At 45.4% G+C, this 26,001-nt stretch carries 23 protein-coding genes and 1 pseudogene; 15 read left to right on the top strand and 9 right to left on the bottom strand.

The annotated features are described in order from the left end of the window. Positions 1 to 106: 106 nt before the first annotated feature. Both cydB and AZH43_RS05215 read right to left on the bottom strand, forming a co-directional pair. Positions 107 to 1,111: a cytochrome d ubiquinol oxidase subunit II gene (gene cydB, locus AZH43_RS05220; RefSeq protein ID WP_067667302.1), complete on the bottom strand. Its 1,005-nt coding sequence runs from the start codon at positions 1,109 to 1,111 to the stop codon at positions 107 to 109. Continuing rightward, positions 1,104 to 2,561: a cytochrome ubiquinol oxidase subunit I gene (locus AZH43_RS05215; protein WP_067667300.1), complete on the bottom strand. Its 1,458-nt coding sequence runs from the start codon at positions 2,559 to 2,561 to the stop codon at positions 1,104 to 1,106. Before AZH43_RS05215 ends, cydB begins: the two co-directional genes overlap by 8 nt. 297 nt (positions 2,562 to 2,858) lie before the next feature. Here AZH43_RS05215 and AZH43_RS05210 point away from each other — a divergent pair, with 297 nt between their 5' ends. The 3 genes from AZH43_RS05210 (at position 2,859) to AZH43_RS05200 (ending at position 4,933) form a co-directional block, all read left to right on the top strand. Beyond that, positions 2,859 to 3,680 (top strand): hypothetical protein, encoded by an 822-nt coding sequence (locus AZH43_RS05210; RefSeq protein ID WP_067667400.1) that lies wholly within the window; start codon positions 2,859 to 2,861, stop codon positions 3,678 to 3,680. Between the two features lie 183 nt (positions 3,681 to 3,863). Next, positions 3,864 to 4,229, top strand: coding sequence for a CidA/LrgA family protein (locus AZH43_RS05205; RefSeq protein WP_067667297.1), 366 nt, complete (start codon positions 3,864 to 3,866; stop codon positions 4,227 to 4,229). Continuing rightward, positions 4,226 to 4,933, top strand: a complete 708-nt coding sequence (locus tag AZH43_RS05200; protein ID WP_067667295.1) for an LrgB family protein — start codon at positions 4,226 to 4,228, stop codon at positions 4,931 to 4,933. The genes AZH43_RS05205 and AZH43_RS05200 overlap by 4 nt, the downstream gene beginning before the upstream one ends. Positions 4,934 to 5,163: 230 nt before the next feature. Here the strand turns inward: AZH43_RS05200 and AZH43_RS05195 are convergent, their stop codons facing one another. Further along, positions 5,164 to 6,603, bottom strand: coding sequence for a spinster family MFS transporter (locus AZH43_RS05195; protein ID WP_067667294.1), 1,440 nt, complete (start codon positions 6,601 to 6,603; stop codon positions 5,164 to 5,166). A 192-nt stretch (positions 6,604 to 6,795) separates the two neighbouring features. Beyond that, positions 6,796 to 8,907, bottom strand: coding sequence for a phenylacetic acid degradation bifunctional protein PaaZ (paaZ, locus tag AZH43_RS05190; protein ID WP_067667292.1), 2,112 nt, complete (start codon positions 8,905 to 8,907; stop codon positions 6,796 to 6,798). A 261-nt stretch (positions 8,908 to 9,168) separates the two neighbouring features. On the opposite strand from paaZ, the gene paaA reads away from it, so the two are divergent. The 12 genes from paaA to AZH43_RS05130 all read left to right on the top strand — a co-directional run bounded on the left by paaA (position 9,169) and on the right by AZH43_RS05130 (position 20,234). Next, complete coding sequence (gene paaA / locus AZH43_RS05185) at positions 9,169 to 10,110, top strand: 1,2-phenylacetyl-CoA epoxidase subunit PaaA (RefSeq protein ID WP_067667290.1); 942 nt, start codon at positions 9,169 to 9,171, stop codon at positions 10,108 to 10,110. 30 nt (positions 10,111 to 10,140) lie between these two features. Then, positions 10,141 to 10,431 carry a 1,2-phenylacetyl-CoA epoxidase subunit PaaB gene (gene paaB, locus AZH43_RS05180; protein ID WP_067667288.1) on the top strand — a complete coding sequence of 97 codons (291 nt, stop codon included), beginning with the start codon at positions 10,141 to 10,143 and terminating at the stop codon, positions 10,429 to 10,431. A gap of 8 nt (positions 10,432 to 10,439) precedes the next feature. Beyond that, positions 10,440 to 11,204, top strand: a complete 765-nt coding sequence (paaC, locus tag AZH43_RS05175; RefSeq protein WP_406564610.1) for a 1,2-phenylacetyl-CoA epoxidase subunit PaaC — start codon at positions 10,440 to 10,442, stop codon at positions 11,202 to 11,204. A gap of 28 nt (positions 11,205 to 11,232) precedes the next feature. After that, a complete protein-coding gene (gene paaD, locus AZH43_RS05170; RefSeq protein WP_067667284.1) occupies positions 11,233 to 11,733 on the top strand; it encodes a 1,2-phenylacetyl-CoA epoxidase subunit PaaD in 501 nt (166 codons plus the stop codon). A 61-nt stretch (positions 11,734 to 11,794) separates the two neighbouring features. Next, entirely contained in the window at positions 11,795 to 12,853 is a 1,059-nt protein-coding gene (gene paaE, locus AZH43_RS05165) for a 1,2-phenylacetyl-CoA epoxidase subunit PaaE (RefSeq protein ID WP_067667282.1), read from the top strand. Positions 12,854 to 12,889: 36 nt separating this feature from the next. Then, positions 12,890 to 13,660 carry an enoyl-CoA hydratase-related protein gene (locus AZH43_RS05160; RefSeq protein WP_067667280.1) on the top strand — a complete coding sequence of 257 codons (771 nt, stop codon included), beginning with the start codon at positions 12,890 to 12,892 and terminating at the stop codon, positions 13,658 to 13,660. Then, positions 13,660 to 14,451 (top strand): 2-(1,2-epoxy-1,2-dihydrophenyl)acetyl-CoA isomerase PaaG, encoded by a 792-nt coding sequence (gene paaG / locus AZH43_RS05155; RefSeq protein ID WP_067667278.1) that lies wholly within the window; start codon positions 13,660 to 13,662, stop codon positions 14,449 to 14,451. Before AZH43_RS05160 ends, paaG begins: the two co-directional genes overlap by 1 nt. Before the next feature lie 3 nt (positions 14,452 to 14,454). Beyond that, positions 14,455 to 16,008: a 3-hydroxyacyl-CoA dehydrogenase gene (locus AZH43_RS05150; protein ID WP_067667277.1), complete on the top strand. Its 1,554-nt coding sequence runs from the start codon at positions 14,455 to 14,457 to the stop codon at positions 16,006 to 16,008. Between the two features lie 12 nt (positions 16,009 to 16,020). Beyond that, positions 16,021 to 17,232, top strand: coding sequence for a 3-oxoadipyl-CoA thiolase (gene pcaF / locus AZH43_RS05145; RefSeq protein WP_067667275.1), 1,212 nt, complete (start codon positions 16,021 to 16,023; stop codon positions 17,230 to 17,232). Positions 17,233 to 17,292: 60 nt separating this feature from the next. Then, complete coding sequence (gene paaK / locus AZH43_RS05140) at positions 17,293 to 18,585, top strand: phenylacetate--CoA ligase PaaK (RefSeq protein ID WP_067667273.1); 1,293 nt, start codon at positions 17,293 to 17,295, stop codon at positions 18,583 to 18,585. Between the two features lie 64 nt (positions 18,586 to 18,649). Beyond that, on the top strand, positions 18,650 to 19,591 hold the full coding sequence (gene paaX, locus AZH43_RS05135; protein ID WP_067667270.1) for a phenylacetic acid degradation operon negative regulatory protein PaaX: 942 nt from the start codon (positions 18,650 to 18,652) through the stop codon (positions 19,589 to 19,591). Between the two features lie 43 nt (positions 19,592 to 19,634). After that, complete coding sequence (locus AZH43_RS05130) at positions 19,635 to 20,234, top strand: gamma carbonic anhydrase family protein (protein WP_067667268.1); 600 nt, start codon at positions 19,635 to 19,637, stop codon at positions 20,232 to 20,234. A gap of 513 nt (positions 20,235 to 20,747) precedes the next feature. On the opposite strand, the pseudogene AZH43_RS05125 reads toward AZH43_RS05130, so the two are convergent. The 5 genes and pseudogenes from AZH43_RS05125 to AZH43_RS05105 all read right to left on the bottom strand — a co-directional run bounded on the left by AZH43_RS05125 (position 20,748) and on the right by AZH43_RS05105 (position 26,000). Continuing rightward, positions 20,748 to 21,992 (bottom strand): annotated as a pseudogene (locus AZH43_RS05125) (carbohydrate porin). A gap of 142 nt (positions 21,993 to 22,134) precedes the next feature. Further along, on the bottom strand, positions 22,135 to 23,475 hold the full coding sequence (locus AZH43_RS05120; RefSeq protein WP_067667266.1) for an MFS transporter: 1,341 nt from the start codon (positions 23,473 to 23,475) through the stop codon (positions 22,135 to 22,137). A gap of 151 nt (positions 23,476 to 23,626) precedes the next feature. Further along, complete coding sequence (locus tag AZH43_RS05115) at positions 23,627 to 23,986, bottom strand: protocatechuate 3,4-dioxygenase (RefSeq protein WP_067667264.1); 360 nt, start codon at positions 23,984 to 23,986, stop codon at positions 23,627 to 23,629. Between the two features lie 23 nt (positions 23,987 to 24,009). Then, on the bottom strand, positions 24,010 to 24,846 hold the full coding sequence (locus AZH43_RS05110) for a gallate dioxygenase (protein ID WP_067667262.1): 837 nt from the start codon (positions 24,844 to 24,846) through the stop codon (positions 24,010 to 24,012). A gap of 443 nt (positions 24,847 to 25,289) precedes the next feature. Continuing rightward, positions 25,290 to 26,000: an alpha/beta fold hydrolase gene (locus tag AZH43_RS05105; RefSeq protein ID WP_067667260.1), complete on the bottom strand. Its 711-nt coding sequence runs from the start codon at positions 25,998 to 26,000 to the stop codon at positions 25,290 to 25,292. Between the last annotated feature and the right edge of the window lies 1 nt (position 26,001).

Genomic DNA, 26,001 nt, shown 5'->3' with positions numbered 1-26,001 from the left:
AATCCAGCAATTAACCCCAGCGCTAGGAAACCTGCACACCAGAGCAAGATAAACCATGCAGAAGGGCTTAGATGCGTTATCATTTTTTTCATTGTTGCTGCCTCAGTTAATGATAGCCTTCATCGCCAATACGTACTTTGTCGCGAAATACCCAATAGGATAAAAAAGTATAAGCCAGAATGATTGGAATCAGAATCATAGCGCCTGCTAGAGTAAACTTCATACTCGATTCTGGCGCAGCCGCTTGCCAAATTGAAACTGAAGGCGGAATAATATTGGGCCATAAACTAATTACAAAGCCTGTAAATGCGAGAAATACCAGTCCAAGAGTGAACACAAAAGGTTTAATTTCGCTTTTACGTTTACATGCATGGATGATGAGGGCCGAAAATAGAAGGACAAGAATCGGCACAGGACTAAAATAAAGCAGATTCGGCAAAGAAAACCATCGCCGCAGAATTTCAGGATGGCTGAGTGGCGTATAGACACTTACTGCGCCGAAGATAATCACTAAAATAAGGATCAGCTGCGGCATCAGCTTATACATTTTGTCTTGTAAATCCGCTTCGGTTTTCATAATGAGCCATGCACAGCCTAATGCGCTATACATGAGGACGACACCAAAGCCTACGAACAATGAAAAAGGAGTCAGCCAGTCGAGTACACCGCCGCTATAGATTCCATTCCGCGTTTCAATCCCTTGAATATACGCGCCGAGAATCACGCCTTGAAAGAAGCTGGATAAAAAGGAACCCCAAATAAAAGCTTGATCCCATAAGGGCTTGCTGCGATGCGCTTTAAAACGGAATTCAAAGGCCACACCACGAAAAATTAAGGCGACCACCATAAAAATAATGGGCAGGTACAAAGCAGATAATACGGTGGAATAAACCAAAGGGAAGGCCGCAAATAAGCCTGCGCCGCCTAGGACCATCCACGTTTCGTTGCCATCCCAGACCGGTGCAACCGTATTCATCATGGCATCGCGTTCTTGCTGGCCTTTTATAAATGGAAACAGAATGCCAATTCCAAGATCAAATCCATCCAGGACCACATAAATTAATACGCCTAGGCCGATAATGCCGACCCAGACTAATGCGAGATCAATCATGAGGGTTCTCCCGGTGATTGTTTTTTGGGTTTTCTGGAGTATCTAGAGCATCATCAACAGCGCTTAATGGCCTCATAGGTGTTTTGAAGCGGCCTAGACCAGCAGGCTGGGGATCAATGCTGTCAATATGGACTGGACCGGATTTAATCAATTTCAGCATGTAATAAATACCTGTACCAAATACAGCGGTATAAACTAAAACAAAAATAATGAGGCTTAGACCCACTTGGCCAGCAGTAACTGTGTGGGACAAGCCATCCTGCGTGCGTATGACACCGTACACGACCCACGGCTGCCTGCCCACCTCAGTGGTGACCCAGCCTGCAAGCAGGGCAATATAGCCAGTTGGCCCCATAATCACTGCAAATCTATGGAACCAATCAGATTGATATAAGCGGCCTTTTTTCCGCAGCCATAAAGCAGTCAGTGACATTAAAAGCATAAGCATGCCAAGGCCGACCATGACTCGAAAGCTCCAGAATACAATCGGAACATTAGGGCGGTCTTCAGGTGCGAAATCTTTTAAGCCGGTTACTTGGCCTTCCATCGAATGAGTCAGGATCATGCTGCCTAAATTCGGTACGCCAATCTCCATAGCATTGCGCTCATTGTTCATGTCAGGCAGAGCGAATAACAATAAAGGCATGCCATGATCGTGATTGGTTTCCCAATGCCCTTCAATTGCAGCTAATTTAGCCGGTTGATGCTTAAGAGTATTTAAACCATGATGATCACCAATAACCACTTGCAAAGAAGAGGTTACAAGGACCATCCAAAGCCCCAAAGAGAACGATTTTTTTACCAAGTCATCCCGGCGCCCTTTTAATAAATGCCACGCAGCCGTACCGGTCACTAACAATGAAGACACAAGAAAAGCTGCAGCCGCCATATGTGCAAAGCGGTAAGGAAAAGAGGGATTAAAGACAATGGCCCACCAGTCTGTTGGAACAATGATGCCGTTTTCTATTGCAAACCCTTGGGGTGTCTGCATCCAGCTATTTGAAGACAGAATCCAAAACATGGAAATGCATGTTCCGATTGCAACCATGAAGGTGGCAAAAAAATGCGCTTTGGGACTGACGCGCCCCCAGCCGAAGAGCATGATGCCGAGGAATCCCGCTTCTAGGAAAAAAGCGCTTAAGACCTCATAAGTTAATAAGGGGCCTGTGACTGAGCCCGATATGCGGGAAAACTCACTCCAGTTCGTACCAAATTGGTAGGCCATAACCACGCCTGAGACAACGCCCATCGCAAAAGCGACGGCAAAAATTTTAATCCAATATTTAAAAAGATCTTTGTAGACGGGGTTATGGGTACGCAGCCATTTCCATTCCAGCAGGGCAAGAAAACAGGCTAAGCCAATGGATGTCGCTGGAAATATAATGTGAAATGAGACAGTAAAAGCAAATTGAATTCTCGCTAATTCCAGTGCAGTTAGACCAAGGCTCATCGGAACCTCCACTGCATGCAGAGATATCTAATATTTGCTTTTGCTAAAGAAACACTGTGCATCGCAGTATTATCAGAAATTATAGATCGTTTCATAAAAACTGCCTACTTTGAATAATTATCCAGATTTTGCGGGACAACGAATTCAGTATGTAGATACAGGAAGCGCATTATAAAAATATAACAGAAAGGCAGATTTAAAAGCTCTGTTATAATTATTAGGCTTGTTTTTGCAGCTATTCATCTTCTAAAAAAAAGATAAGAATTCAACTGATGAATGAATTCTAAGAGTGATGAAATGTTTGTAACAGAGCGGTTAAATATAATTTCTGAAATTATTGAGGGCCATGCAATTTCAGAAAAACTGCGGCATTTTCTTGCACAGCAATATCTGAACTTAGAGGCAACGCTGCTGCGCGCCAAAGTTTTGCGTGATCTTTCAAAGTCTCATGTGCAATACATTGTGCAGTCTGCAATTCATGCGGAACAGGCCTGTATTGCATTTTTATTTTCACCTTTTATTTTGGCTCACTTAGATCATCCTGTTATTTATAGCAGCCCTGCAACACCATCTGTGCTCAATATTCTAAATCGCTATTATCAGGCAGAACAAAAACAGAACTTAAAAATAGATGACGTGCTTGAGGCGCTGAATATCTATTTAGATTTGAGTGATGACGCATTCAATGATGTCGATTTTTTCTATTTTTCCTTGATTAAAGCATTGTGCCGAACTGATGTTTCTCAGATTTTTTTGCTGACGGACTTAAATCTAAACACCAAAAAAATAGCGGAACTGGAACAGTATTTTAACGTCACAATTCGCTATATCCGCACGAATTCAGCAGACTTAATTATCGATTGTACAAAGTGGGATATGCGGAAATTATTTTTTAAACATAAAGATGCGGAGTATATCGCCTTGTGTGAGAAGTTCGCTGCGCTGAATGCACAGCTTGTACTGAGTTATGGAAGCTATAACCGGCAGCAGGCGATTCAATTAGTTGAAGATATGTTTTATGCCGAGCATATTTATGAAAAATTATCAGTGTATGGCGAATATATGCAGACCTGTTTGCAGCATGGGATGTCTCGAAATCAGGTGAATTTTTTAGCCTAATCTGTATTCCTGCCTTATTTACTATGTTTTATCGGCATATTTTGATCAAAATTTATGAGATAAATTTGCCGCGCAATTTGGGGTTCAGGCTCAGCGTTATTTAGATGAAAATTGATCGGCTGCTGCTGTTGCAAAAATGTATGAATACCGACTTAAATTACAGCGCTTAGCTTTGGTACATGTATGAAAAAATTCAAAATAGCCTTTATTCAAATTCTCGTCATCATGGCGGTTTGGAGCTGTGCTTATTGGCTGCAAAAGCTTCTCAATTTGCCTGTGGCATCGGGAGTGCTGAGTTTTTTCCTGCTGTTGTTTTTACTCGAAATGAAGTGGCTGAAATTGGCGCATGTAGAACGCGGTGCAGATCTGCTGCTGGGCGAGCTTCTGCTTTTTTTTATTCCGCCTGTGGTGGGCATTATTCAATATCAAGAGTTATTGATCGTCAGCGGCTGGAAAATACTGCTGGTCATCATGATCAGCACGGCTCTGGTGATGATGGTGTCTGTATCTGCAGTTCGCATGTTCTTAGTGCAGGATGATATGGAATGATTGAGCTATGGGGTGTTTTTTATTTCGTTTGGACGCTGTTCAGTTACTTTTTGGCCAAGAAGCTCTTTATTCACACACAAAAAATTTATTTATCGCCAATTATTGTTGTACCGATACTGAGTATCGCCTTGATCTTGATTTTACAGCACCATTTTCAAGACTATTATGTCTATACGCAGTATTTAGTGGCTATGTTAGGCCCAATTACAGCGGCTTTTGCGATTCCCGTATTTCGTTACCGCACTTTAATTCAGCAGCATTTTAAAGTGCTGATCTGCAGTTCAAGCCTATCCATGCTGGCTGGTATCTTGAGCAGCTGGTTCTTGGCAAGCCTGCTGAATTTTGATGACATTGTTAAAAACAGCCTTTTGGCGCGCTCTATTTCCATTCCATTTGCTTTGGTTTTAACTGAAAAAGTGGGGGGCTCTATCAGCCTTATTCCGCTGTTTACCGTAATTACCGGTTTGGTCGGGATGCTGTTGGGCGATGTTCTGCTGTTGTGGATGCGCTTTAAGAGTCGGATTGCTCAAGGCGCAGCATTGGGAAATGCCGCGCATGCAATGGGAATTGCCCGGGCTAGGCAGCGTCATGAGCTGGAAGGAGTCATTGCCAGCCTTTCTATGATTATTTCGGGAATTATTATGGTTCTATTTGCGCCATCGCTGATTTCATTGATTAATGACTTACTTGAATCAAGTTATTGAACGTTTTAAATCAGTTAGGAATGAATGCGGCTGGATAAATTCTATGCCTTTTTTGGCATCATTCAGACAGTAATTGAATGTCATCTGCGATAGTTTTTAGATGCAGACTTATCATCTATAAATCAGCTGACTGAATGAATAAATATGTACAGTGGAGTGGGTGCAACAGCGCTGTTTTTGAGCGCTGTCTTTTTGAAATTAGGCTGAACCGCTTAAGCGGTTCGAATATTTTATTCGGATAAATTTTCCGCTTTCATGCTCTCTCTATAATATTTGCATCCTTTATACAGCAAGAAAACACCAATGATGCCCGCTGCGGCGTTGACAATAGAAATAGAATTGCCAACCATAACAGTATTTTGAAAGTATTTATCTGTAATCAGCGCTACTGCAGTTGTCCCGACACCCAGCGCAATCAGATTGGAAATCAGCAGAAACTTTGCGGAAACTTGCGCGCGGAGCTGGTTCGGGGTAAGCATTTGCGTCGCAGCTGCTGAAGCCGGAATGGGAAACGTAGAAAAAAACATGGCGACAAAAATCAGCGCAAATGAGACATGCATATTGTCGACTTGCGTGAACAATACACTTGGTACAATTAAAGCCGCACAGCCGATCATTCCGGTACGGATTGCCGCGTCGCTATAGCCGCGTTTTGAAAAAAAGTCGATCAGCCAGCCGCAAAATAATGCGCCCGAGGTATTGGCAATTAAAATGATGCAGCCCAAAATGTAACCGGTTTGACTAGCATCCAAGCCATGATTCCGCATATAGAATGCAGGTGCCCAGCCTAAGAGCGAGTACAGCATCATGGTATAAAAAGAGAAACCGATAAAGTGGCAGAAGAAGGTCTTCTTGTGTGTCTTGATAAATGCTACTGAATTTTTAAATGACGCTTTAATGACTTGGCCATCTTGACCAATCTTTAAGCCTTTGCGCTCAGGTTCGCGCACGGTAAAAATCATCAATAGTGCTAAAAGTACGCCAGGCAGACCTACAATCATAAAGGTTAGCTGCCATGTTCTAATTTCACCAATGACTGGCAAAATTACAAAATTGACATCTTTTAGCAAGCCGATGACATAGCCGCCAATCAGAAAAGCGAGACCTGAGCCAATAAATGCGCCAATAGCGTAAACCCCTAATGCGCGGCCTAATTTATCTTTAGGGAATAAGTCGGCAACGATTGAATAGAATGCAGGAGAGAGCGCTGCTTCACCCGCGCCGACACCTAAACGAGCCAAAAACATTTGAATGAAATTTTTGCTCAGGCCGCAGGCAGCTGTTGTAAAACTCCAGAAGGCAATGCCTATCGAAATAATTTTAATCCGAGATTTTTTATCCGCCAGCGCGGCAATAGGCACGCCCATAAAAGCGTAGAACAGTGAAAAGGCCAAACCTTGCAATAGGCTGAATTGAGTATCGCTCAGCATTAAATCCTGCTTAATGGGTTCAATCATTAAAGATAGAATCTGCCGGTCTACAAAAGACAAAATATAGGCCACCATGCAAATAATCACGACATACCACTGATAGGCATTGCTCCGTTCAGAGGCGGACTGTTCCAGTTTCACTCGCGGCTGTTCGGCAGCTGGGGCTGATTCAAAATTGAGGGACTGAGGCTGAATGTTCCTTTCAGCTGTATCAATGTCTAGAGACTTATCATTCATCATGCGACTTCCTGTGCTGATTGTATAAAATAAATGATACTTTTGATTTAAATATTATTTTTATTTTGTATCATATTTTGTTAATTTATGGATTAATCCTCTTTTCGTCAATACAATTCTGATTAAAGGATTCAATTAATTTATTTTTTATAAAAAAAGGAATCACTAGGATTCCTTTTTGGATTTTTTGCTTACTTAAGCACCGCGTTCTACCAAGGTGAGAATGTCATAGGTTGCGACAAGGTCGCCGCGCTGGTTTTTTACCTTGATATCCCAAACTACAACACCATGCGGTTTTTGTTCGGGATCACGCTGCTGTTTGGGGGTTTTCTGCTTGCAGGTCAATTCAACTTGAATGGTATCGCCAATTTTGACCGGCTCTACAAAGCGTAAGTTGTCCATGCCGTAATTGGCGATGACAGGGCCTGCTGCAGCATCTACAAATAAGCCTGCCGCGGCTGACACAATAAAGTAGCCATGGGCAACCCGTTCACCAAATAAAGATTCAGCTGCAGCAATTTTATCCATATGCGCATAAAAATGGTCACCGCTGAGGCAGCCGAAATTTACAATATCGGCTTCTGTAACTGTCCGGCGCGCGGTCAGCAGACGCTCTCCGACACGCAGCTCATCAAAGGATTTCTTGAACGGGTGCACGCGGTCTTCAAATACTTGAGCGCCTGCAGTCCAGCTGTGGCCCACTTGGGTCATTGCATTGGGTGAACCTTGAATGGCGGTGCGCTGCATATAGTGTTTTACTGCACGCAAGCCGCCAAGCTCTTCACCGCCGCCGGCCCGGCCCGGGCCGCCATGCACCAGATATGGCAGAGGAGAGCCGTGACCTGTACTTTCTTTTGCGCTTTCCGCATCTAAAATATGCACCCGTCCGTGCCACGGAGCAATTTTAGCCACTACCGATTCAATGTTTTCATCGCTATCGCGGACAATAGACGCCACCAAACTGCCTTCGCCGCGCGCAACGAGGTCTGCCAGTTCTGTTAAGTTTTCATACGGCATTAAGGTCACGACTGGACCAAAAGCCTCAATGCGGTGGATGTTTTCGGCTTGGCTTGGCTGTCTGCAGACCAAAACCGTGGGCGGGTAGAATGCGGCTTTTTCCGGATGCGGTGATTGAATTTTTATATCCTGACGCAAATGGCTGCCATACACAATTTCGGCATCTTGACTTAGCTGTTCAACCTTAGCAGCTACATCATGCTTTTGTTTGACACTGGCCAAGGCGCCCATGGTGACGCCGTCATCAGATGGATCGCCGACAGTCACTTTTTCCAGCTTCTGGATTAAGCGGGTTTGCACGCAGTCCAGCAATGCTGCCGGTACAAATGCACGGCGGATGGCCGTACATTTTTGCCCAGATTTTGTGGTCATTTCCCGAAAGACTTCACGCACAAACAGGTTGATGGTTTCATCATTGGCCTGTTCAGTTAAAATTGCGCTGTTGACAGAATCCGCTTCCATAGTGAAAGGGATGGAGTAAGCATTAAGATGCGGATGCGCGCGCAGTTTTTGCCCGGTGGATGCAGAACCGGTAAATGTCACAGTATCTTGCGGGTTGAGGTGATTGAATAAATCATAGGTTTGGCCGCAAATCAGCTGCAATGCGCCTTCGGGCAGGAAGCCGCTTTCATGAATGGCTTTGACGACCGCATGGGTCAATTCAGCGCCCTCTGTTGCCGGTTTTACGATGCACGGAACGCCAGCCAGCAATGACGGCGCAATTTTTTCCAGCATTCCCCAGATTGGAAAGTTAAATGCATTGATATGTACGGCAACGCCAGCTTTCGGACTCAGAATATGCTTGGCGCCAAATGTGCCGTGTTGAGATAATGGAATCCAGGCATCTTCAACTAAAGCGGTTTCATCGCTCAGTTCACGGCGGACCAAGCTTGAATAGGCAAATAAGGTGCCGATTCCGCCTTCAATATCAATCCAGGCATCTTTACGGGTACAGCCCGTGGCTTTTGCCAGCTCATAATATTCTTCTTTGCGTTCCAGTAAATATTGCGCGGCCTGTTTCAGCGCATTGGCGCGCTGGTGGAATGTCCAGGATGCAATGACTGAACCTTTTTGCTTGGCATAATCGACAATCGCTTGGGTATTGATGCCTTGGCTGCCGACTTGATAAACGGCTGCGCCGCTAATGGCATGATAAACCATGCGCAAGTCCTGTTGTGCTGTGTAGGCTTGGCCATAGACCAAAGAACTGAGCGTCTTTACTGAAGCCGCTGCGGCGTACTGATCGGCCTGATCGTTTGCTGTTGAGCTACTATCGTCTAACTCTAACATCTTAAAACTCCATTTATGATACGTTTACAAATAAATTTTAGTTTTGATGTTTCATAATTTGTGTTTAAAAAGTAAAAAAGTCAATCATAATTGTATGAATTAAAAACAAGACCAAAGTATTAAATATATAAAGATATTTAAAAACAATGTCTTGTGGTATTTTAATGAAATAATTTAAGTGATACTAAAAAATATATATTGATTTTATATGTGTATCGTTTTAATTTAAATGTATCAACACTTGGGATAAGTGAGGCAATGATGGACATGCAACAACAAAGATTTGAGCAAAATATTGAAAAGGACGTTTCAATCGAGCCGAAGGACTGGATGCCGGATGCTTACCGCAAAACATTAATTCGCCAAATTGGCCAGCATGCGCATTCAGAAGTGGTAGGCATGCTGCCGGAAGGCAACTGGATTACCCGTGCGCCATCTTTGAAGCGTAAAGCGGTGCTTTTGGCTAAAGTTCAGGATGAAGCAGGCCATGCACTTTATTTGTACAGCGCTGCCGAAACATTAGGGGCAGACCGTGATGACATGATGGACAAGCTGATTGCTGGCCGCATGAAATACTCTTCTATTTTCAATTATCCAACACTGAGCTGGGCGGACGTCGCTGCCATTGGCTGGCTGGTGGATGGCGCCGCTATTGTGAATCAGGTGGCGCTATGCCGCACATCTTATGGCCCGTATGCCCGTGCCATGGTGCGGATCTGTAAGGAAGAAAGCTTTCACCAGCGGCAAGGCTTTGAAGCCATGATGGTGTTGGCCAACGGCACGCCGGAACAGAAACAGATGGCACAAGACGCCGTGAACCGTTTCTGGTGGCCTGCGCTGATGATGTTTGGCCCTAGCGATGATAATTCACCGAACAGCGCGCAAAGTCTGGCGTGGAAAATAAAACTGTTCAGCAATGATGCGCTGCGTCAAAAATTTGTCGACAACACGGTGGCTCAAGTGCACCAGCTGGGACTGAGCGTTCCAGATGCTGACTTAAAATTTAATGAAGAAACCGGCCATTACGAATTTGGTGAAGTGAACTGGGATGAGTTCTTTGCAGTCATTGCCGGCAAAGGCCCATGCAATCACGAACGTATTGAAGCGCGCCGCAAGGCATGGGAAGGCGGCCAGTGGGTGCGTGAATCAGCTGCAGTATTTGCACAAAAGCAGTCAAACCCGTCAGCGCAAAAAGTTGCTTAAATATTTTAGGAAATAAAGGAAAGCACAGTCATGGATAACAAAAAAAATTGGTCTTTATATGAAGTTTTTGTCCGCAGCAAGCAAGGCCTGAGCCACCGCCATGTCGGCAGCCTGCGCGCGCCGGATGATGAAATTGCATTGCAGAATGCGCGTGATGTTTATACCCGCCGCAATGAGGGCATCAGCATTTGGGTGGTGAAATCTGAGCTGATCACTTCCTCTCAGCCTGATGAAAAACCGGAATTTTTCGATCCGTCTTTAGACAAAGTCTATCGTCATCCGACTTTTTATCACATTCCAAACGGCATCGAGCACATGTAAGGCAGAGGGTGAACACCATGAGCAATCAAGCATTAGCGCAATTTCTATTACATGTGGGCGACAGCCAGCTGATTTTGTCACATCGTCTAGCTGAATGGTGCGGCCATGCGCCAGAGCTGGAACTGGATATTGCCTTAGCCAATATCGGTTTAGACCTGCTGGGGCAAGCGCGTACCGCATTAAGCCTTGCAGGCGAAGTAGAAGGATTGGGCCATGATGAAGACAAATTGGCGTATTTCCGTACAGAGCGCGAATACCGCAATTTACTGCTCTGTGAACAGCCGAACGGTGATTTCGGACAGACCATTGTACGTCAATGGCTGATGGATCATTACCATGCGCTGCTGTTCGCTGCGCTGAGCAACAGCCGCAATGCACAGCTGTCTGCATTTGCGGTAAAAACACTGAAAGAAGTAAAATACCATTTGCGGTTTTCAAAAGCATGGATGGAACGTTTGAGCTTAGGCACAGCGGAAGCGCATGAAAAAATTCAAAATGGCTTAAATCAATTGTGGCGCTTTACAGAGGAACTGTATGGCCTCAGTGCCGAAGAGCAGCAGCTGGTAGATAGCGGCATCATCCCGAATATTGAAATTTTAAAAACACAGTGGATGGAGAACATTCAGGCTGAGCTTGCACAGTTTAATTTGGCATTGCCGCCAGAAGGCGCTTACCGTAGCGGAGCGAAACAAGGCCTGCATACCGAACATTTGGGCTATGTTTTAGCTGAGCTGCAGTATCTGCAGCGCTCTTACCCCAATATGACTTGGTAATTGGGCCGCATCACAGGGAGTGAGTCGCATGAATTTAATTCGGCATGCAGCAAATGAATGGTGGGATGTGCTGGCGCAGGTGTCAGATCCTGAAATTCCAGTATTGTCTGTGCTTGATTTAGGCATGATCCGCGGGGTGGAATTGAATCTGCAAAATGAAATTGTAGTCCGGCTTACACCTACCTACAGTGGATGCCCTGCAACAGATCTATTAAAAGCGGAAATTACGCAAGCTTTTGTAGCCAAAGGCTTAACACCGGTAAATGTTGTGGTGGATTTATCTGAAGCATGGACCACCGACTGGATGAGCGAAGCAGGAAAGCAAAAGCTGCGTCAGTACGGCATTGCGCCTCCGAAAGGTGAAGCGGCCAGCTGCGGTACACATGTGGCTTTAAGCGACGGAATCGAATGCCCGCACTGCCGCAGCCAGCACACCAAACTATTAAGCGAATTCAGTTCTACCGCATGCAAGGCTTTATACAAGTGCCAGGACTGCTTAGAACCTTTTGACTATTTTAAATGTATTTAACACCCGCAGCGGCAAGATTGAACGCATTTAGCAATAGCTGAAAAGAAAGAGGGATTTTCACATGAGTCAATTTGTACCATTAACGATTAAAGCTGTTCAGCCTCAAACTGAACAGGCCATTTGTATTTCTTTTGACCTTGCGCCAGAGCAGCTGGATGCATTCCAGTACCAGCCAGGTCAGCATTTAACGATCCGCCATTTAAGTGATGGCGTTGAACTGCGCCGCTGCTATTCAATATGCAGTGATGTGCAGGAAGACATGAGCATTGCGATTAAACAGATTGATCAAGGTCAATTTTCTACATGGGCAAATGCGCACTTAAAAGCGGGTGACGTGCTGGATGTAATGCCGCCGCAAGGGGTATTTTTTCAAAAAGCGGCCAAGGCAGCCGGACAAAACTATTTAGGTTTTGCCGCAGGCAGCGGCATAACACCCATTCTTTCGATTGTGAAATCAGTACTGAATCGCCTGCCTGAATCCCGCTTTACCTTGGTTTATGGCAACCGTTCGTGGAAACAGACCATGTTTGCCGAGCAAATTATGGATCTCAAAGACCGTTTTAAAGAACGCTTGCAGCTGATCAATATTTTTTCACGTGAATTCAATGACAGCGAAATCTTTAATGGCCGTATTGATGCTGAAAAATTAAAGCAGCTGTTCACAGCAGACTTGATTGATGTCAATACAGATCATTGCTTTGCCTGCGGCCCAGAAGAAATGATGGAAGCGGTGGAAACCGTATTGCCTGAATTGGGTATTGAGCGCAGCAAGATTCATACAGAGCGTTTCAATACAGGCGCTGTGCAAAAAGCATCGGCGCAGCAGATTGAACGGCGCAGTGAAGAAAAAGTGAATATTGTGCTGGATGGCCGTGAACTGATTGTCGAAGTTTCTAAACAGGATGACAGCATTTTGGATGCCGCGCTGCGCGCCGGTGCGGACTTGCCGTATGCCTGCAAGGGCGGGGTGTGCGCGACATGCAAATGCAAGGTGCTGGAAGGTCAGGTTGAGATGGCGGTCAACTACAGCCTTGAACTTGAAGAAATTGAAAAAGGTTATGTGCTGAGCTGTCAGGCGCGTCCAACTACACCGAATGTCCGTTTGAGTTTTGACGAATAACGCCTTCATGGATGGGGCAGAAAAAGGAGTTCAAGGATGCAAAACATTAAAATCAGTTTCCCCAAAGCCGGTGTGGCGCTGATTGAGCTGAACCGTCCGGAAAAACGCAATGCGCTGAACAATGCCACGCTGCAGGAAATTGTGAATTGCCTGCAAAGTCTGGATGCTGACGCCGCTGTAAAAGCGGTCATTGTTACAGGAAATCCGACATGCTTTGCAGCGGGTGCTGACCTGAATGAATTGGCGCAGCTGGATGTGGTCAGCATTCAGCAGGATCGGCGTCCTCAGCTTTGGAAATGTATTGATGAATTTTCTAAACCGTTGATTATGGCAGTCAATGGCTATGCTTTAGGGGCGGGTTTTGAATTGGCGCTGCATGGAGACATGGTGCTGACCGGTGACAATGCGCAGTTCGCTTTGCCCGAAATCGGCTTAGGCATGCTGCCGGGCGCAGGCGGAACACAGCGCTTGGCGCGTTTAGTTGGTCAGCAGCTGACAATGCGCTGGGCAATGACCGGCGAAATGATCCCGGCGCAAACAGCCGTGCAGCATGGCATCAGCAGTCAAATTTGCCCAGCGCAACTGACTGTTCAATACGGCTTGGAACTGGCGGAAAAAATAGCCCGGCAAGCGCCGCTGGCGATCCGCGTGATTAAGCAGTCATTGAAATCAATTCATGAAGTGACATTAAGTCAGGGCTTGAAGTTGGAACGTCAGCATTTTGTCTGGCTGGCCGCTACCCAAGACCGCCAAGAAGGCATCAGTGCATTTTTAGAAAAAAGAAAACCGGAATTTAGAGGTGTGTAATGGATTATCAAACCATCATTGTTGAAGAAAAAAATGCAGTAGGCTACTTAACCTTTAACCGTCCAAAGCAATTAAACAGCTTTAATGAAACCATGCATCAGGAAGTGTCCAGCGTAATGAAAGCGTGGGCGAAAGACAGTGCAGTCCGTACGGTAGTGATTTCAGCTGAAGGGCGCGGTTTCTGCGCAGGTCAGGACTTGAATGACCGCGTGGTAGACCCTAATGCCGATGCTCCGGATTTAGGCCTGTCTATTGAAAAATATTACAACCCGTTGATTAAGCTCATCACTGAAATGCCGAAGCCGGTGATTTGCGCCGTGAATGGCGTCGCAGCAGGGGCCGGCGCGAACATTGCCTTGGCGTGCGATATTGTGATTGCTGCGCGATCTGCCTCTTTTATACAGGCCTTTTGCCGTTTGGGCCTTGTGCCGGATTCTGGCGGCACCTGGTTTTTGCCGCGTCTAGTGGGGCGCGCGCAGGCAATGGGCTTGGCAATGTTAGGCGATAAAATTCCGGCGGAACGCGCTGTGCAGCTGGGAATGATTTGGCAGGCAGTTGAGGATGATGCATTAAAATCAGAAGCTGAAAAAATGGCAGAGCATTTGGCGAAGCAGCCAACCTACGGTCTGTCTTTGATTAAGAAAGCCATTAATGCCGCTGCGCACAATAACTTGGACGATCAGCTGATTTTAGAGCGCGATTTACAGCGTTTGGCGGGCCGCTCCAGTGATTATAAAGAAGGTGTGCAGGCCTTTATGCAAAAACGAACTCCTGAATATAAAGGATGCTGAGTTATGCCGCAGATTAATTTACAGCAGGCTAAAGTTGCGGTGATTGGTGCAGGTACCATGGGAATAGGTATCGCCCAGCTGGCCGCCATGAACGGACATCAGACCTATGTTTTTGATACTGACGCAGCCAAAACCAAGCAGGCCTTAGAGCAGCTGTCGGTACAGCTGAATAAGCGTGTGCAAGCTGGAAAAATGCCCCAGCAGCTGTTTGACAGCACTCTGGCAAATTTAACGGCAGCCGATGCGCTGGCGCAGCTGGCTGATGCAGATTTAATTATCGAAGCGATTATTGAAAAGAAAGAGGTGAAGCAGCATCTATTTCAGCAGCTGGCTGAAATTTGTTCTGAGCAAGCAATTTTTGCTTCGAATACATCTTCTATTTCTATTACGGCTATTGCTTCGGCTATTTCTCATCCTGAACGGGTCGTGGGACTGCATTTTTTTAACCCCGCGCCTGTCATGAAGCTGGTAGAAATTATCAGCGGCTTAAAAACGGATTCGGCTCTGGCTGATGCGCTGTCTGCTTTAATGGCTGCGTGGAAAAAAGTGCCTGTGACTGCTAAATCGACTCCCGGTTTTATTGTAAACCGCGTTGCGCGCCCTTACTACGCCGAAGCATTTCGTGCATTGCAGGAAAATGTCACAGCACCGGAACAATTAGATTTCATCATGCGTGAATGCGGCCGTTTTGCAATGGGTCCATGTGAGCTGACAGATTTAATTGGACAGGATGTAAATTTTTCAGTCACGAAAAGTGTCTATCAAGAGTTTTTTTATGAGCCGCGCTACCGTCCGTCCTTGATTCAAAAAGAATTGGTTGATGCAGGCTGCTATGGCCGTAAGTCAAAACAAGGTTTCTATGACTACAGCCAAGCAGAAGTTCGGCCAAAATATGAATTGCCGGTCTGTTATGCCAAGTCCTTGCATAAATTAAAGCTTGTCGTGAAAGGTGCATGGCCGCATTCCTCCGCTTTGATTCAGCGTCTAATGCAGTCTTCTCACATCCAGCTGGATGTAGAAGCCGGAGGCTATGATGAAATCTTAATCGGTGATGTTTCTTTGCGTTTCAGCTTGGGAGCGTCAGTTGATATTGACCATATCAATGACAAGGTGGTGCTGATGGATTGGCATGCTGACTGGGCCCATGCCAAAGCAATACCGCTGACGGCGTCTGCCTGCTGTACACAAGAAGACATGCATGCTGTCGATTTGCTTTTTGCCGGCATGAATGTGATACCGATTTGGAGCAAAGACCATGCTGGGCTTTATGTGCTGCGCACTATTTCAATGCTGGTCAATGAAGGTTGCGAAGCTGTTCTGCATAATATTGCATCTGAACAAGATATTGATTCAGCAATGAAATATGGCGTTAATTATCCGCAAGGCCCATTTGAATGGGCAGAAAAAATCGGATATAACATTATTTTACAAACTTTAGAAAATATGTATCGTATTTATGGTGAAGATCGTTATAGACCTAGTATATATTTAAGAAAGCAGGCTGCCTTAGCAAAGGCGCAGAAGATTCAGCCGCAGCAGTTTCGTGCTGCAGGCTAAAGGAAAGTGAACATGGAACAAGTTTATATTTTTGATGCAATCCGTACCCCGATTGGGCGTTATGCTGGCGGTTTAAGCAGCATTCGGGCAGATGATCTGGCTGCCAAACCGATTCAGTATCTGAAAAAACAGCATCCGAATTTGCCTTGGGCTGAACTGGATGAGGTTATTTTAGGCTGCGCCAATCAGGCTGGCGAAGACAACCGAAATGTCGCGCGGATGGCATCATTGCTGGCAGGATTGCCGGATTCAGTGCCTGCTATTACCGTTAACCGTTTATGCGCTTCCGGGCTGGATGCAGTCGGACTGGCCGCCCGCGCAATTAAAGCCGGTGAGGCGCGGTTTATTTTGGCTGGCGGTGTGGAGTCGATGAGCCGCGCGCCATTTGTTCAATCTAAACCGGCTGCAGCATTCAGCCGTACTCCGGAAATATTTGATACGACCATTGGCTGGCGCTTTATTAATCCAAAGTTTAAAACCGCTTTTGGTGTTGACAGCATGCCGGAAACAGCAGAAAACGTTGCTGAAAAATATAGCATCAGCCGGGAAGATCAGGATTTATTTGCTTACCGCAGTCAGCAAAAAACTGCGACTGCGCAGCAAAATGGTATTTTTGCAGAAGAAATCTTAGCTGTTGACATTCAAGACCGTAAAAAAAATACCGTCACTATTGCCGTGGATGAGCATCCTCGGGCTGAAACAACGCTAGAAGCCTTATCCAGCTTGAAAGCGCCATTCCGTAAAGAGGGCGGTTCAGTAACAGCAGGCAATGCGTCTGGCGTGAACGATGGCGCTGCCTGCATTTTATTGGGTAATCAGCAATTTGCAGATGAGCAGGGATTGGCGCCTTTAGCCAAAGTGGCGGCAATTGCCAGTGCGGGTGTAGAAGCGAAATATATGGGCATAGGCCCTGTGCCGGCAGTGCATAAAGTTTTGAAGCTGACCGGTTTAAGCCTAGACCAGATGGATGTGATTGAGCTGAATGAAGCATTTGCAGCGCAGTCATTGGCCGTCATGCGTGAGCTGGGCTTAAGCGACGATGATGCACGGGTCAATCCAAACGGCGGCGCGATTGCTTTAGGCCATCCGCTGGGCATGAGCGGGACACGCTTGGTCATTACCGCCATGAAAGAATTAAAGCGCCGCAAAGGAAAGTATGCGCTATGCACCATGTGTGTAGGTGTCGGACAGGGTGTTGCACTGATTATAGAAAATGTGGATTAAGGAAATAATCTGCGGAATGAATAAACGGGCAGTCAGGACGGCTGCTTCAGGAGAAAGAATATGAATAACAATGCAATGGAAAAAATTGAAACGGTTTCAATTGATGAGCTGCGCAGCGTGCAGCTGGAGCGCATGAAAAAAACGCTGCAGCACGCTTATCAAAACAGCCCGGTGTATAAAAAGAAGTTTGATGAAGCAGGCGTACATCCTGACGATTTCAAATCTTTAGAAGATTTGGCGAAGTTTCCATTCACCACCAAAAAAGACCTGCGTGATAACTATCCCTTTGGCATGTTTGCTGTTCCGCAAGAACAAATTGTGCGGGTGCATGCATCTTCTGGCACAACCGGTCAGCCGACGGTTGTGGGATATACGCAAAATGACATTAACCTTTGGTCAGATGTGGTGGCGCGTTCACTGCGCGCAGCAGGATTGAGCAATAAAGATACCATTCAGGTGTCTTATGGCTATGGCTTATTTACTGGCGGTTTAGGCGCGCATTATGGCGTAGAGCGCTTGGGCGCAACAGTCATTCCAATGTCAGGCGGCCAAACAGAGCGCCAAGCGCAGCTGATTCATGATTTTAAGCCAACGGCGATTATGGTGACGCCATCGTATTGTTTGAACATTATTGAAGCATTAGAGAAGAAGTTCGGAACAGCGAAAAATTGCTCGATTAAAACCGGTGTTTTCGGTGCAGAGCCTTGGACCAATGAAATGCGTAAAGAAATTGAAGAGCGCCTAGGCATTGACGCGCTGGATATTTATGGCCTATCTGAAGTGATGGGGCCGGGTGTTGCCATGGAATGCCTTGAAACAAAAGACGGCCCAACAATTTGGGAAGATCATTTCTATCCTGAAATCATTCATCCTGAAACAGGGGAAGTGCTGCCGGATGGCGAGCTGGGAGAACTGGTATTCACCACGATTACCAAAGAAGGCATGCCGGTGATCCGTTACCGCACCCGAGATTTAACTCGTTTGCTGCCCGGCACAGCGCGCACGATGCGCCGTATGGATAAAATTGTCGGACGCAGTGATGATATGATGATTATCCGCGGGGTAAATGTATTTCCTTCGCAGATTGAAGAACAGATTTTGCATATTCCGCAGCTGATCCCGAATTATCAGATTCAAATTTGCAAAGAAGGCCATTTAGACACATTGCATATTCGGACCGAAATGCGTAAAGATGTTAGCCAGACATTGACGCCGCAGCTGGAGGCTCAGCTGAAAAGTCAGATCAAAACCATGGTGGGCATTTCTGTTTGTGTGGAAGTGCTGCCAGAAGGCAGCTTGCCTCGTTCAGAAGGCAAGGCGCAGCGGGTATTTGATATCCGTAAATCAGCATAAGTTTAGGAAGGGAATAAATCATCTGGTTTGTTCCCTTAAAATCAGAAGGTAATAGTTAAACGAAATGAATCCAAAATTAAAACAAGCAATCGATGATTTCATTAATACTGAGGCGCTCAGCGGCACTTCATTGATTATGACAGTCTTTGGTGACTGCATTTTTCACCGGGGCGGCATTATCAGTTTAGCAAGCCTGATTCAGTTAATGGATGTGTTTGGCTTTAATGAACGTTCAGTTCGTACGGCGGTGTTCCGTCTGGTACAAAATGGCTGGCTGATTTCTGAAAAAATTGGCCGCACCAGCTATTATCGTGTGACGGAAAGCAGCCGCCAGCGTTTTATTGTGGCCGATCAAAAAATTTACAGTTTCAGCCATCAGGAATGGGATCAAAAATGGGATTTGGTTCTGCTCAGCTCAGTCGAGCTGGAAAACAAACTGGTGCTGAAAAAAGAACTGGAATGGCTTGGCTTTGCCAATATTGCAACCAATGTCATGGCTTATCCGGGCTGTGATCATTTAAAGCTGCAAAATTTATTGCTGAACTTAAAAATGACAGATCAAGTGGTTATTTTTAAGGCCGAAGCGCTGCAGCTTTGGCAAGAGTCTTATCCAACGGTTAAGCGGATGGTCGAGACCAATTGGCCGGTACAGGAATTGCATCAGCGCTATGAAAAATTTATCGGAGATTTCAGAGAGTTTTTCAATTTGGTGGAAAATGAGGACGAGCTGGATCCGGTACAGGCTTTCCAAATCCGAATTCTGCTGATTCATCAATACCGCCGTATTTTGCTGAAAGATCCTAATTTGCCATTTGAACTGCTGCCTGGTCACTGGCTGTCATTAAATGCCAGGAATTTAAGCAGCAATCTTTATCAAACCGTGGTGATGGCCGGTGATGAATTTTTCATGGAAACGGCAAGAACATCGGAAGGTTCTATGCCGCCTGCGCATCCGCAATTCTATAAGCGCTTTGGCGGGTTAAAGCAGGAAGAAGCCAGTTATTAATTGCCTTGAAGGCAAAGGTTTAAATGTTTTAAAGGAATAAACAATGCCGTGCTATGCCATTGATGGTGTGATCCCAGTCGTGAGCCCCAAAGCTTATGTTCATCCTACTGCTGTTTTAATTGGCGATGTAATTGTTGAGGAGGGGGCATATATTGGCCCTTTCGCCGCGCTGCGCGCAGATTTTGGCGGCATTCATATCCATCAAAATGCCAATGTGCAGGACTCCTGCATTATTCATGGTTTTCCAAACTATGTCACTGTAGTTGAAGAATTTGGCCACATTGGACATGGCGCAATTTTGCATGGCTGCCGTATCCGTAAAAATGCCTTGATCGGCATGAACAGTGTGATTTTGGATGAGTCTGATATTGGCGAAAACACCATTATCGGTGCTAACAGCACGGTTAAGGCCAAAGCGCACATTCCAGCTAATTCTTTGGCTTTAGGCAGTCCTGCACAGGTCATTCGAGCGCTGGATGAAAAGGAGATGGCGTGGAAATCGCAAGGCACACAGCAATATATTGAATTGACGGAGCGCTGTATCAAGACGATGCATGAGGTTCAGCCGCTGACAGTGAATACATCAAATCGTTTAACGCATGAGTCTTTTTATGTCAATCATACGCTGAAACCGAAAGGCTGATATTTGCTGTAATCATATTTGCAGTAAATCGGCATAAAAAATGGAATATAACGCTGTAATCGCTGAATATAAAAAGCAGGGTTTTAAACAGTATTTTTAAGAGGTTTAATCTCCCGTATGGTTTTTGATAAAAGCCTGCAGATCTGTTGAAGCCGCTTTCAATGAATTGGCTGGAACTTGAGTTCAGCCAATGTCTTTTCAGCCGGAGCTATTGATATAAATGGGCTGTCTACGTAGTTTTGCCTTTTTACCCATTCACTCCATATTTTAGGTCAATAACAATAAGATCAAGAATCAGCGTTATTCATGATCTATTCAGGTTTTTATTCATATCATTTGGTTTATGGATATTTGAAAACGGCGGTTTGTTTGAGGGGAGGGGCAATGCATAATGAAATTGCTCAAACTCCATGTAACGCGCTGAAACATACTGTTCAGAATGCTTAAGCCCAGAAGCAGGTCTGGGCTTAATCTATAAAAAATACTTAAAAAGAGATTGAATGAATCAACTGATTAGAAATTCAATTTAACACTTACACCCGCCACCCATGCGTCATCCGTTTCTTTAAGGCCATTCGGCTGGTAAACATATTGCAAGTTCGGGCGGATCATCACAGCTGGCGAATAGTTATAGACATAATTCAGCTCCACATCTATTTCGTCATTTTTATTGCTATTAGAGGCAACTTTATCATTGAATTGATAGCGGCCCAAGCCAAAGCCGATCTGGTCCATCGGGCGGGTATCCAGCGGGCCTTTATACCAAAAAGCCGCTTGCTGTGTATTTGCAACTGAAGCAGTGGATTCATTGTTAAAGGTTAAATTGACAGAACTGTATAAACCGCGGCTGCCATTGGCGCTTTGTGCGGTCAATTGCTGTTGTGCATTCAGCCACACGCCGGATTTTGCATCTTGGCCTGCTGATCCATCAATTTTTTCATAATCTTTGCTGCTCCAGAATCCTCCAATTTTGTATTCGCCCGCCAAGTCATTTATTTTTTTTGTTTTCCACGCCAACTCTACGGGAACCATTACACCATTTGCACGATCGGTGCTTAAGTTGAAGTTTGCATTGTCTTTTTCTTCAGTATTTTCAGGATTATTTTCATATACGCCTGCACCGATTGTCCATTCAGGAGCAAGCCTGTATTTAACATTGGCCGCCCAGCCGCTGACGGGACCGTTGTACCAGACATCGCCTTGCGCTTTGCCCATTTGGCCACCGCACAGAATAATACTTTGGAATTAACAGTGAGAGCTGTTGAAATCTTCTGCCATGCCCATTCGGCCGAGCTTCACCTGCAGGGTATTGTCGATAAAGCCAGTTTTGATCCATGCTTGGGTCAAGCGCCAGATATTTCCGCGCCCATAAATTTCTGTTGGACTGCCTTTCATGCCAATGTCCTGCGCTAAGTTTTTGCCGTCGCGCTTGGTAACAGTGATTGCTGCGGTTGTGTCTTGCCAGCCTGCAATTTTATTCAAATCAAAATTCGCACCCAGCGCAACTTGGTTGGCGTTGCGTGTTTGATGGCTATCCGACTTGCCGCCATCTAATAGCGAGGCTGTTTGATTCATGACAGTCACATTGAATTTATAGCCCTGTTCTTCAAGCTGCTGACGGCCGCCATTCCAGTCGCCGAAAAGCCATTGGCGGTCTGGTGACCACGCTTCATTGGCAGCGGCCTGTACGTTAACCATTGCTATTAAAGACGCAATTAATAATGTTTTTCCCTGATGAGCGGCCATTAAATTTTTCATATAAAGCGGATCCTTTGCTGATTTTCGATGATGCGAAAGCGCAGGGGAAAGTTGAGCTTTCCCGCTGGGCTGCCGTTGACGTTATTTATGTAAATGTGATGGCTTAGAAGAAGATGCCGAAGCATCTGTCATATTTTTTTGTTTAAGGCAGGCTGTTTAGTTCGCTTAAAACTTTTTCAGACTTTTGTTTTTTTATGGCGAAGTACATCAGTACAACCGCCACACCGCCAACTGCAAAGAGTACGGCGTCAATATTGTAAAGATGCAATGGCTGTATGCCTGCGTCCAGAAGGTAGCCGGCACCCAGCGGTGACAAAATACCGCCTAAACGGCCCATGGTAATGGCTGAACCAACGCCGGTTGCGCGGATTTCTGTTTCATAGGTGCTGTTGGTGAGGGCATACATGCCTGCAACACAGCCGTTATTGAAGATGCCGACAAGTACCGCAATCCACATGGCATGCAGGTAATTGCCCGAGTTTAAAACAAAGATGGCGATGCAGACTGCTGTAATGGTAAAGAAGGTTGAAAGTACAAAGTGGATTCTGTAGCGGACTGTCAGGAAGGCCATCAGAATTGCGCCAAAAATACCGCCAAAGTTTAGGATAATGCCAAGGCTTACCCCTTGTTCTGCAGACATGCCTGCCATAGACAGCAATTTAGGGGTCCAGGTTAAGATAAAGTACTGACCGGCCATAACCGAGAAGAATGCAATCCAGACAAAGATGGTACGGGCTTTTAAATCACCTTTGAACAAGCTCTTGATTGACACTTTACCCGTGATAATTCCTTGGTAAGCAGGGAATTCTTGAATAGTGCCGATGTTGAATTTCGCCAAGGTCCGGTTGATTTTTTCCAGTGTATTGGGTTTGCGCTTGATGAGCTGATATTCCACAGACTCCGGCAGGATGAAATACACCAGCGCCAATACAGCCAGCGTAAAGAATCCGCCATACATAAACACGCTGCGCCAGCCTGTTGTGCCAATCAAGCGGAATGCAATCATGCCTCCCAATACCGCACCTAAGGCATATCCTGTAGACAGCAGCGCCACAGACAGGTTTTTCCATTTGGTCGTCGAGAACTCATTTGCCATGACTGCGCCATTTGTCAGCAGTCCGCCGATGCCTAAACCGGTGATGAAGCGTAAAGACCCCAATTGTGCATAGCTGCTGACTTGGCTGCTGAACAGCATGGTAATGCCTGAAAGCAGCAGGCAGGACAGAATAATGCTGCGCCGTCCGACTTTATCTGCAATAGGCGCAATAAAGAGTGAACCGACAGCCATGCCGATTAAGCCAAGGCTGATTAAAATTCCCAAGCTGGACCCTGCAAGCGCCCATTCTTTGGACACAGAAGCAGCGGTAAAAGACATGACCTGCACATCATAGCCATCGACAATATTCAGTAAAATGCATAACCCGACCAGCAGCCAGCGGTAGCTGTTCATTGGCCTTGTTTTTAATTCGTTAAATATATCCATATGATTAATTCCATTAATTTTTCAGATTTTTTTTGGGTAAACAAATCCATGGCGCTATGAAATACCATTTTTCAGACCATGGAATGTATGGACGGCATAGGATAAAACTGCAATCAGCTTTTATCTTATAGTGCGCAGCATAGCCCCGTATTTAAGTTGCATTGGGGACATTGCGGGTTTGCATAAACTCGTCATAGCTCACACCGCGCATGTGTGCATAGATTTCTAAATTGGTTTTTTTAACGACCCGGGCAAATTTTTCCAAGACAAAGAAATTCACACCGTGCTGGATCAGTCCGATCCAGTTTTGATCGAGCACCAATTCTTGTTCATATTCTGTGAGCTTGGCTTCCTGCATGAGCGCTGAAGGATCATCATAGAAACGCTGGCGCCATTCGGCACTGATCATTTTCCAGAAGAATCGGTTGATATTGAGTCGTTTATTGCACACGCGCACATCAAAAATATATGTGCCGGCAAGCTTCTCAATACCCTCTAACTGTGGATTCATTCTAAATTTCCTTTTTAAAATGCTTATGCGTTTTCGTACAGCACTGCTGTCATCGCTGTGGTTGTGGCGAGATAGTAATTCAAATGGGTCTGTTTTATAGAATCACCTAAAGCGCCGCGCATCGCGAGCCACATAATTTGTTCAACACTTTCTGCGCCTCCGCGTTCTACAAAATCGATATGCTTTAATTCGGTCAATTTTTCTGGGTTTTTTTCCAATAACTCCAGAAATTCATGATCCCAATCGGTATTGTTAAAGCCGACACGTTCACCGTGAACCTGATGGGATAATCCACCGGTTCCGACCACAACAACTTTTAAATCTTCAGGATAGCTTTCAATAGCGCGCCTTAAAGCTTGTCCCAGACGGTAGCAGCGGCGTGCGGTTGGCAGCGGGAACTGCAAAACATTGACTTCAATAGGAACAATGGCGCCAGGCCAGTCTGGCTGATGCGGCCAAAGCAGAGGCAGCGGAGACAGGCAGCCATGATCGAGCGGCTTATCATGAAAAACAGTCAAATCAAATTCATCATTCACCAGACTTTCAGCAATATGCGCCTGCAATTCAATATTGCCTTTAACTGGCGGCAAATTCCGCAAGCCGGCGCCTTCATCCGCAATGGGAAATGCATCGCTGATGCCTAAGGCAAAAGTTGGATAAAAATCAAAGAAAAAAGAAGAACAGTGGTCATTATAAAACATGACCATGGCATCAGGCTTTTCTTTGGCAAGCCAATCCGCAATCGGCTTATATCCATCAAACATTGGTTTCCAAGCCGGATCTTCCTGTTTGCCTTTGTCGTAGGCAACCCCAATCGTCGGGACATGAGAAGTTCCAATTCCACCAATAATTTTCGCCATGAAGTTTGTTCCTTAACTTTAAATCTTGATCTCATGCGCCCGAGCTGTCACTTGGTATAAGCAGCCATTTGCCTAGATCATTACATGATGACATTTTTATGCTTCTTTATACTGAAAAGATAATTCGTTTCACTCGTAAAGGTATGATTTTTATTTATATGAATGAATGGCTCGCATTAAGATGATTTCTTAATTATAAATATTTGAAAATAATAAATAAATTAATTTTAATTGATTCACTCGGCTTAAATTGCAAGGTGCTTGAATACTGGATTTAAATACCGAATAAAAAGAAATAAAGCATGATTAAAAGTGATGATGGTCAACGCAATGAAGAAGTTCACAGGATTGTTGTATTGAGTTTTTCAAAATCCAGCAAATACATGCTTGCATCTGCTGGAATGAAAAGAAGAGGGCGCTGCACCTAAAATAAGGCCGTATGGTTAGCGCTGTAGCGGATTGCGCTCTAGCCAATGCTGTAATGTGATATTTACCTGATCTGCCGCTTCAATAGGCGACATATGGCCGCAATGTTCGTAGATATGCAACTCTGCCGCGGGATTCAGTACACACATGCTTTCATGCTGTTCCAAGGTGCTCCATTGATCGTTGCGTCCGACACCAAGATACAGGGGAACATCAATCCTGCGGAATACCTGTTCTGCATTGGGCCGGTTAAGTAGCGCTTGAATCTGCTGTTCAAAACTGCCGGCAGTCTGCTGTAAAAGCATTTGCTTCATGGGCTCGAACATCTGTGGATTAGAGCGGTTTCCTTCATAAATCATCGGTTTCAACCAATGCTCTACTAAATAAACCATTCCATGCTGCTCTGCAGCGCGGAGCAAGGCATAGCGTTTTTCTGCCTCTAATGCTTTTTGAGGATGAATACCGAAATCCAGCAGTGCAATTTTACTGACCAATTCAGGCGCTTGCCGGATGATTTCCAAGGCCACGCATGCGCCCATGCTGTGTCCAATAATAACGCTGGGCGCATGCAGCTGATGAATAACTCTTTTTGCCATTTGTTCCATGCAATTGATATCTGGGAAGCAAAATACAGAAACGTCATACTGTTCAGAAAAAAAATCCTGCTGCGCGCGCCAAATGCTGTGGTCGCAAAGCAGGCCGGAAAGAAAAATAATTGGAGTAGGCATG

Origin of the sequence: Acinetobacter pragensis (assembly GCF_001605895.1) — a bacterium.
GTDB lineage: Bacteria > Pseudomonadota > Gammaproteobacteria > Pseudomonadales > Moraxellaceae > Acinetobacter > Acinetobacter pragensis.
This window is presented reverse-complemented; position numbering and strand designations above follow the sequence as displayed.

Coding starts and splice junctions, on each gene's coding strand:
- AZH43_RS05115 (WP_067667264.1), bottom strand. CDS start 23,986: ATGAATCCACAGTTAGAGGGTATTGAGAAGCTTGCCGGCACATATATT.
- paaB (WP_067667288.1), top strand. CDS start 10,141: ATGGATAACAAAAAAAATTGGTCTTTATATGAAGTTTTTGTCCGCAGC.
- AZH43_RS05110 (WP_067667262.1), bottom strand. CDS start 24,846: ATGGCGAAAATTATTGGTGGAATTGGAACTTCTCATGTCCCGACGATT.
- cydB (WP_067667302.1), bottom strand. CDS start 1,111: ATGATTGATCTCGCATTAGTCTGGGTCGGCATTATCGGCCTAGGCGTA.
- AZH43_RS05215 (WP_067667300.1), bottom strand. CDS start 2,561: ATGAGCCTTGGTCTAACTGCACTGGAATTAGCGAGAATTCAATTTGCT.
- paaD (WP_067667284.1), top strand. CDS start 11,233: ATGAATTTAATTCGGCATGCAGCAAATGAATGGTGGGATGTGCTGGCG.
- paaE (WP_067667282.1), top strand. CDS start 11,795: ATGAGTCAATTTGTACCATTAACGATTAAAGCTGTTCAGCCTCAAACT.
- AZH43_RS05205 (WP_067667297.1), top strand. CDS start 3,864: ATGAAAAAATTCAAAATAGCCTTTATTCAAATTCTCGTCATCATGGCG.
- AZH43_RS05120 (WP_067667266.1), bottom strand. CDS start 23,475: ATGGATATATTTAACGAATTAAAAACAAGGCCAATGAACAGCTACCGC.
- AZH43_RS05105 (WP_067667260.1), bottom strand. CDS start 26,000: ATGCCTACTCCAATTATTTTTCTTTCCGGCCTGCTTTGCGACCACAGC.
- AZH43_RS05160 (WP_067667280.1), top strand. CDS start 12,890: ATGCAAAACATTAAAATCAGTTTCCCCAAAGCCGGTGTGGCGCTGATT.
- AZH43_RS05200 (WP_067667295.1), top strand. CDS start 4,226: ATGATTGAGCTATGGGGTGTTTTTTATTTCGTTTGGACGCTGTTCAGT.
- paaK (WP_067667273.1), top strand. CDS start 17,293: ATGAATAACAATGCAATGGAAAAAATTGAAACGGTTTCAATTGATGAG.
- paaG (WP_067667278.1), top strand. CDS start 13,660: ATGGATTATCAAACCATCATTGTTGAAGAAAAAAATGCAGTAGGCTAC.
- paaA (WP_067667290.1), top strand. CDS start 9,169: ATGGACATGCAACAACAAAGATTTGAGCAAAATATTGAAAAGGACGTT.
- AZH43_RS05195 (WP_067667294.1), bottom strand. CDS start 6,603: ATGATGAATGATAAGTCTCTAGACATTGATACAGCTGAAAGGAACATT.
- AZH43_RS05210 (WP_067667400.1), top strand. CDS start 2,859: ATGTTTGTAACAGAGCGGTTAAATATAATTTCTGAAATTATTGAGGGC.
- AZH43_RS05150 (WP_067667277.1), top strand. CDS start 14,455: ATGCCGCAGATTAATTTACAGCAGGCTAAAGTTGCGGTGATTGGTGCA.
- AZH43_RS05130 (WP_067667268.1), top strand. CDS start 19,635: ATGCCGTGCTATGCCATTGATGGTGTGATCCCAGTCGTGAGCCCCAAA.
- pcaF (WP_067667275.1), top strand. CDS start 16,021: ATGGAACAAGTTTATATTTTTGATGCAATCCGTACCCCGATTGGGCGT.
- paaX (WP_067667270.1), top strand. CDS start 18,650: ATGAATCCAAAATTAAAACAAGCAATCGATGATTTCATTAATACTGAG.
- paaZ (WP_067667292.1), bottom strand. CDS start 8,907: ATGTTAGAGTTAGACGATAGTAGCTCAACAGCAAACGATCAGGCCGAT.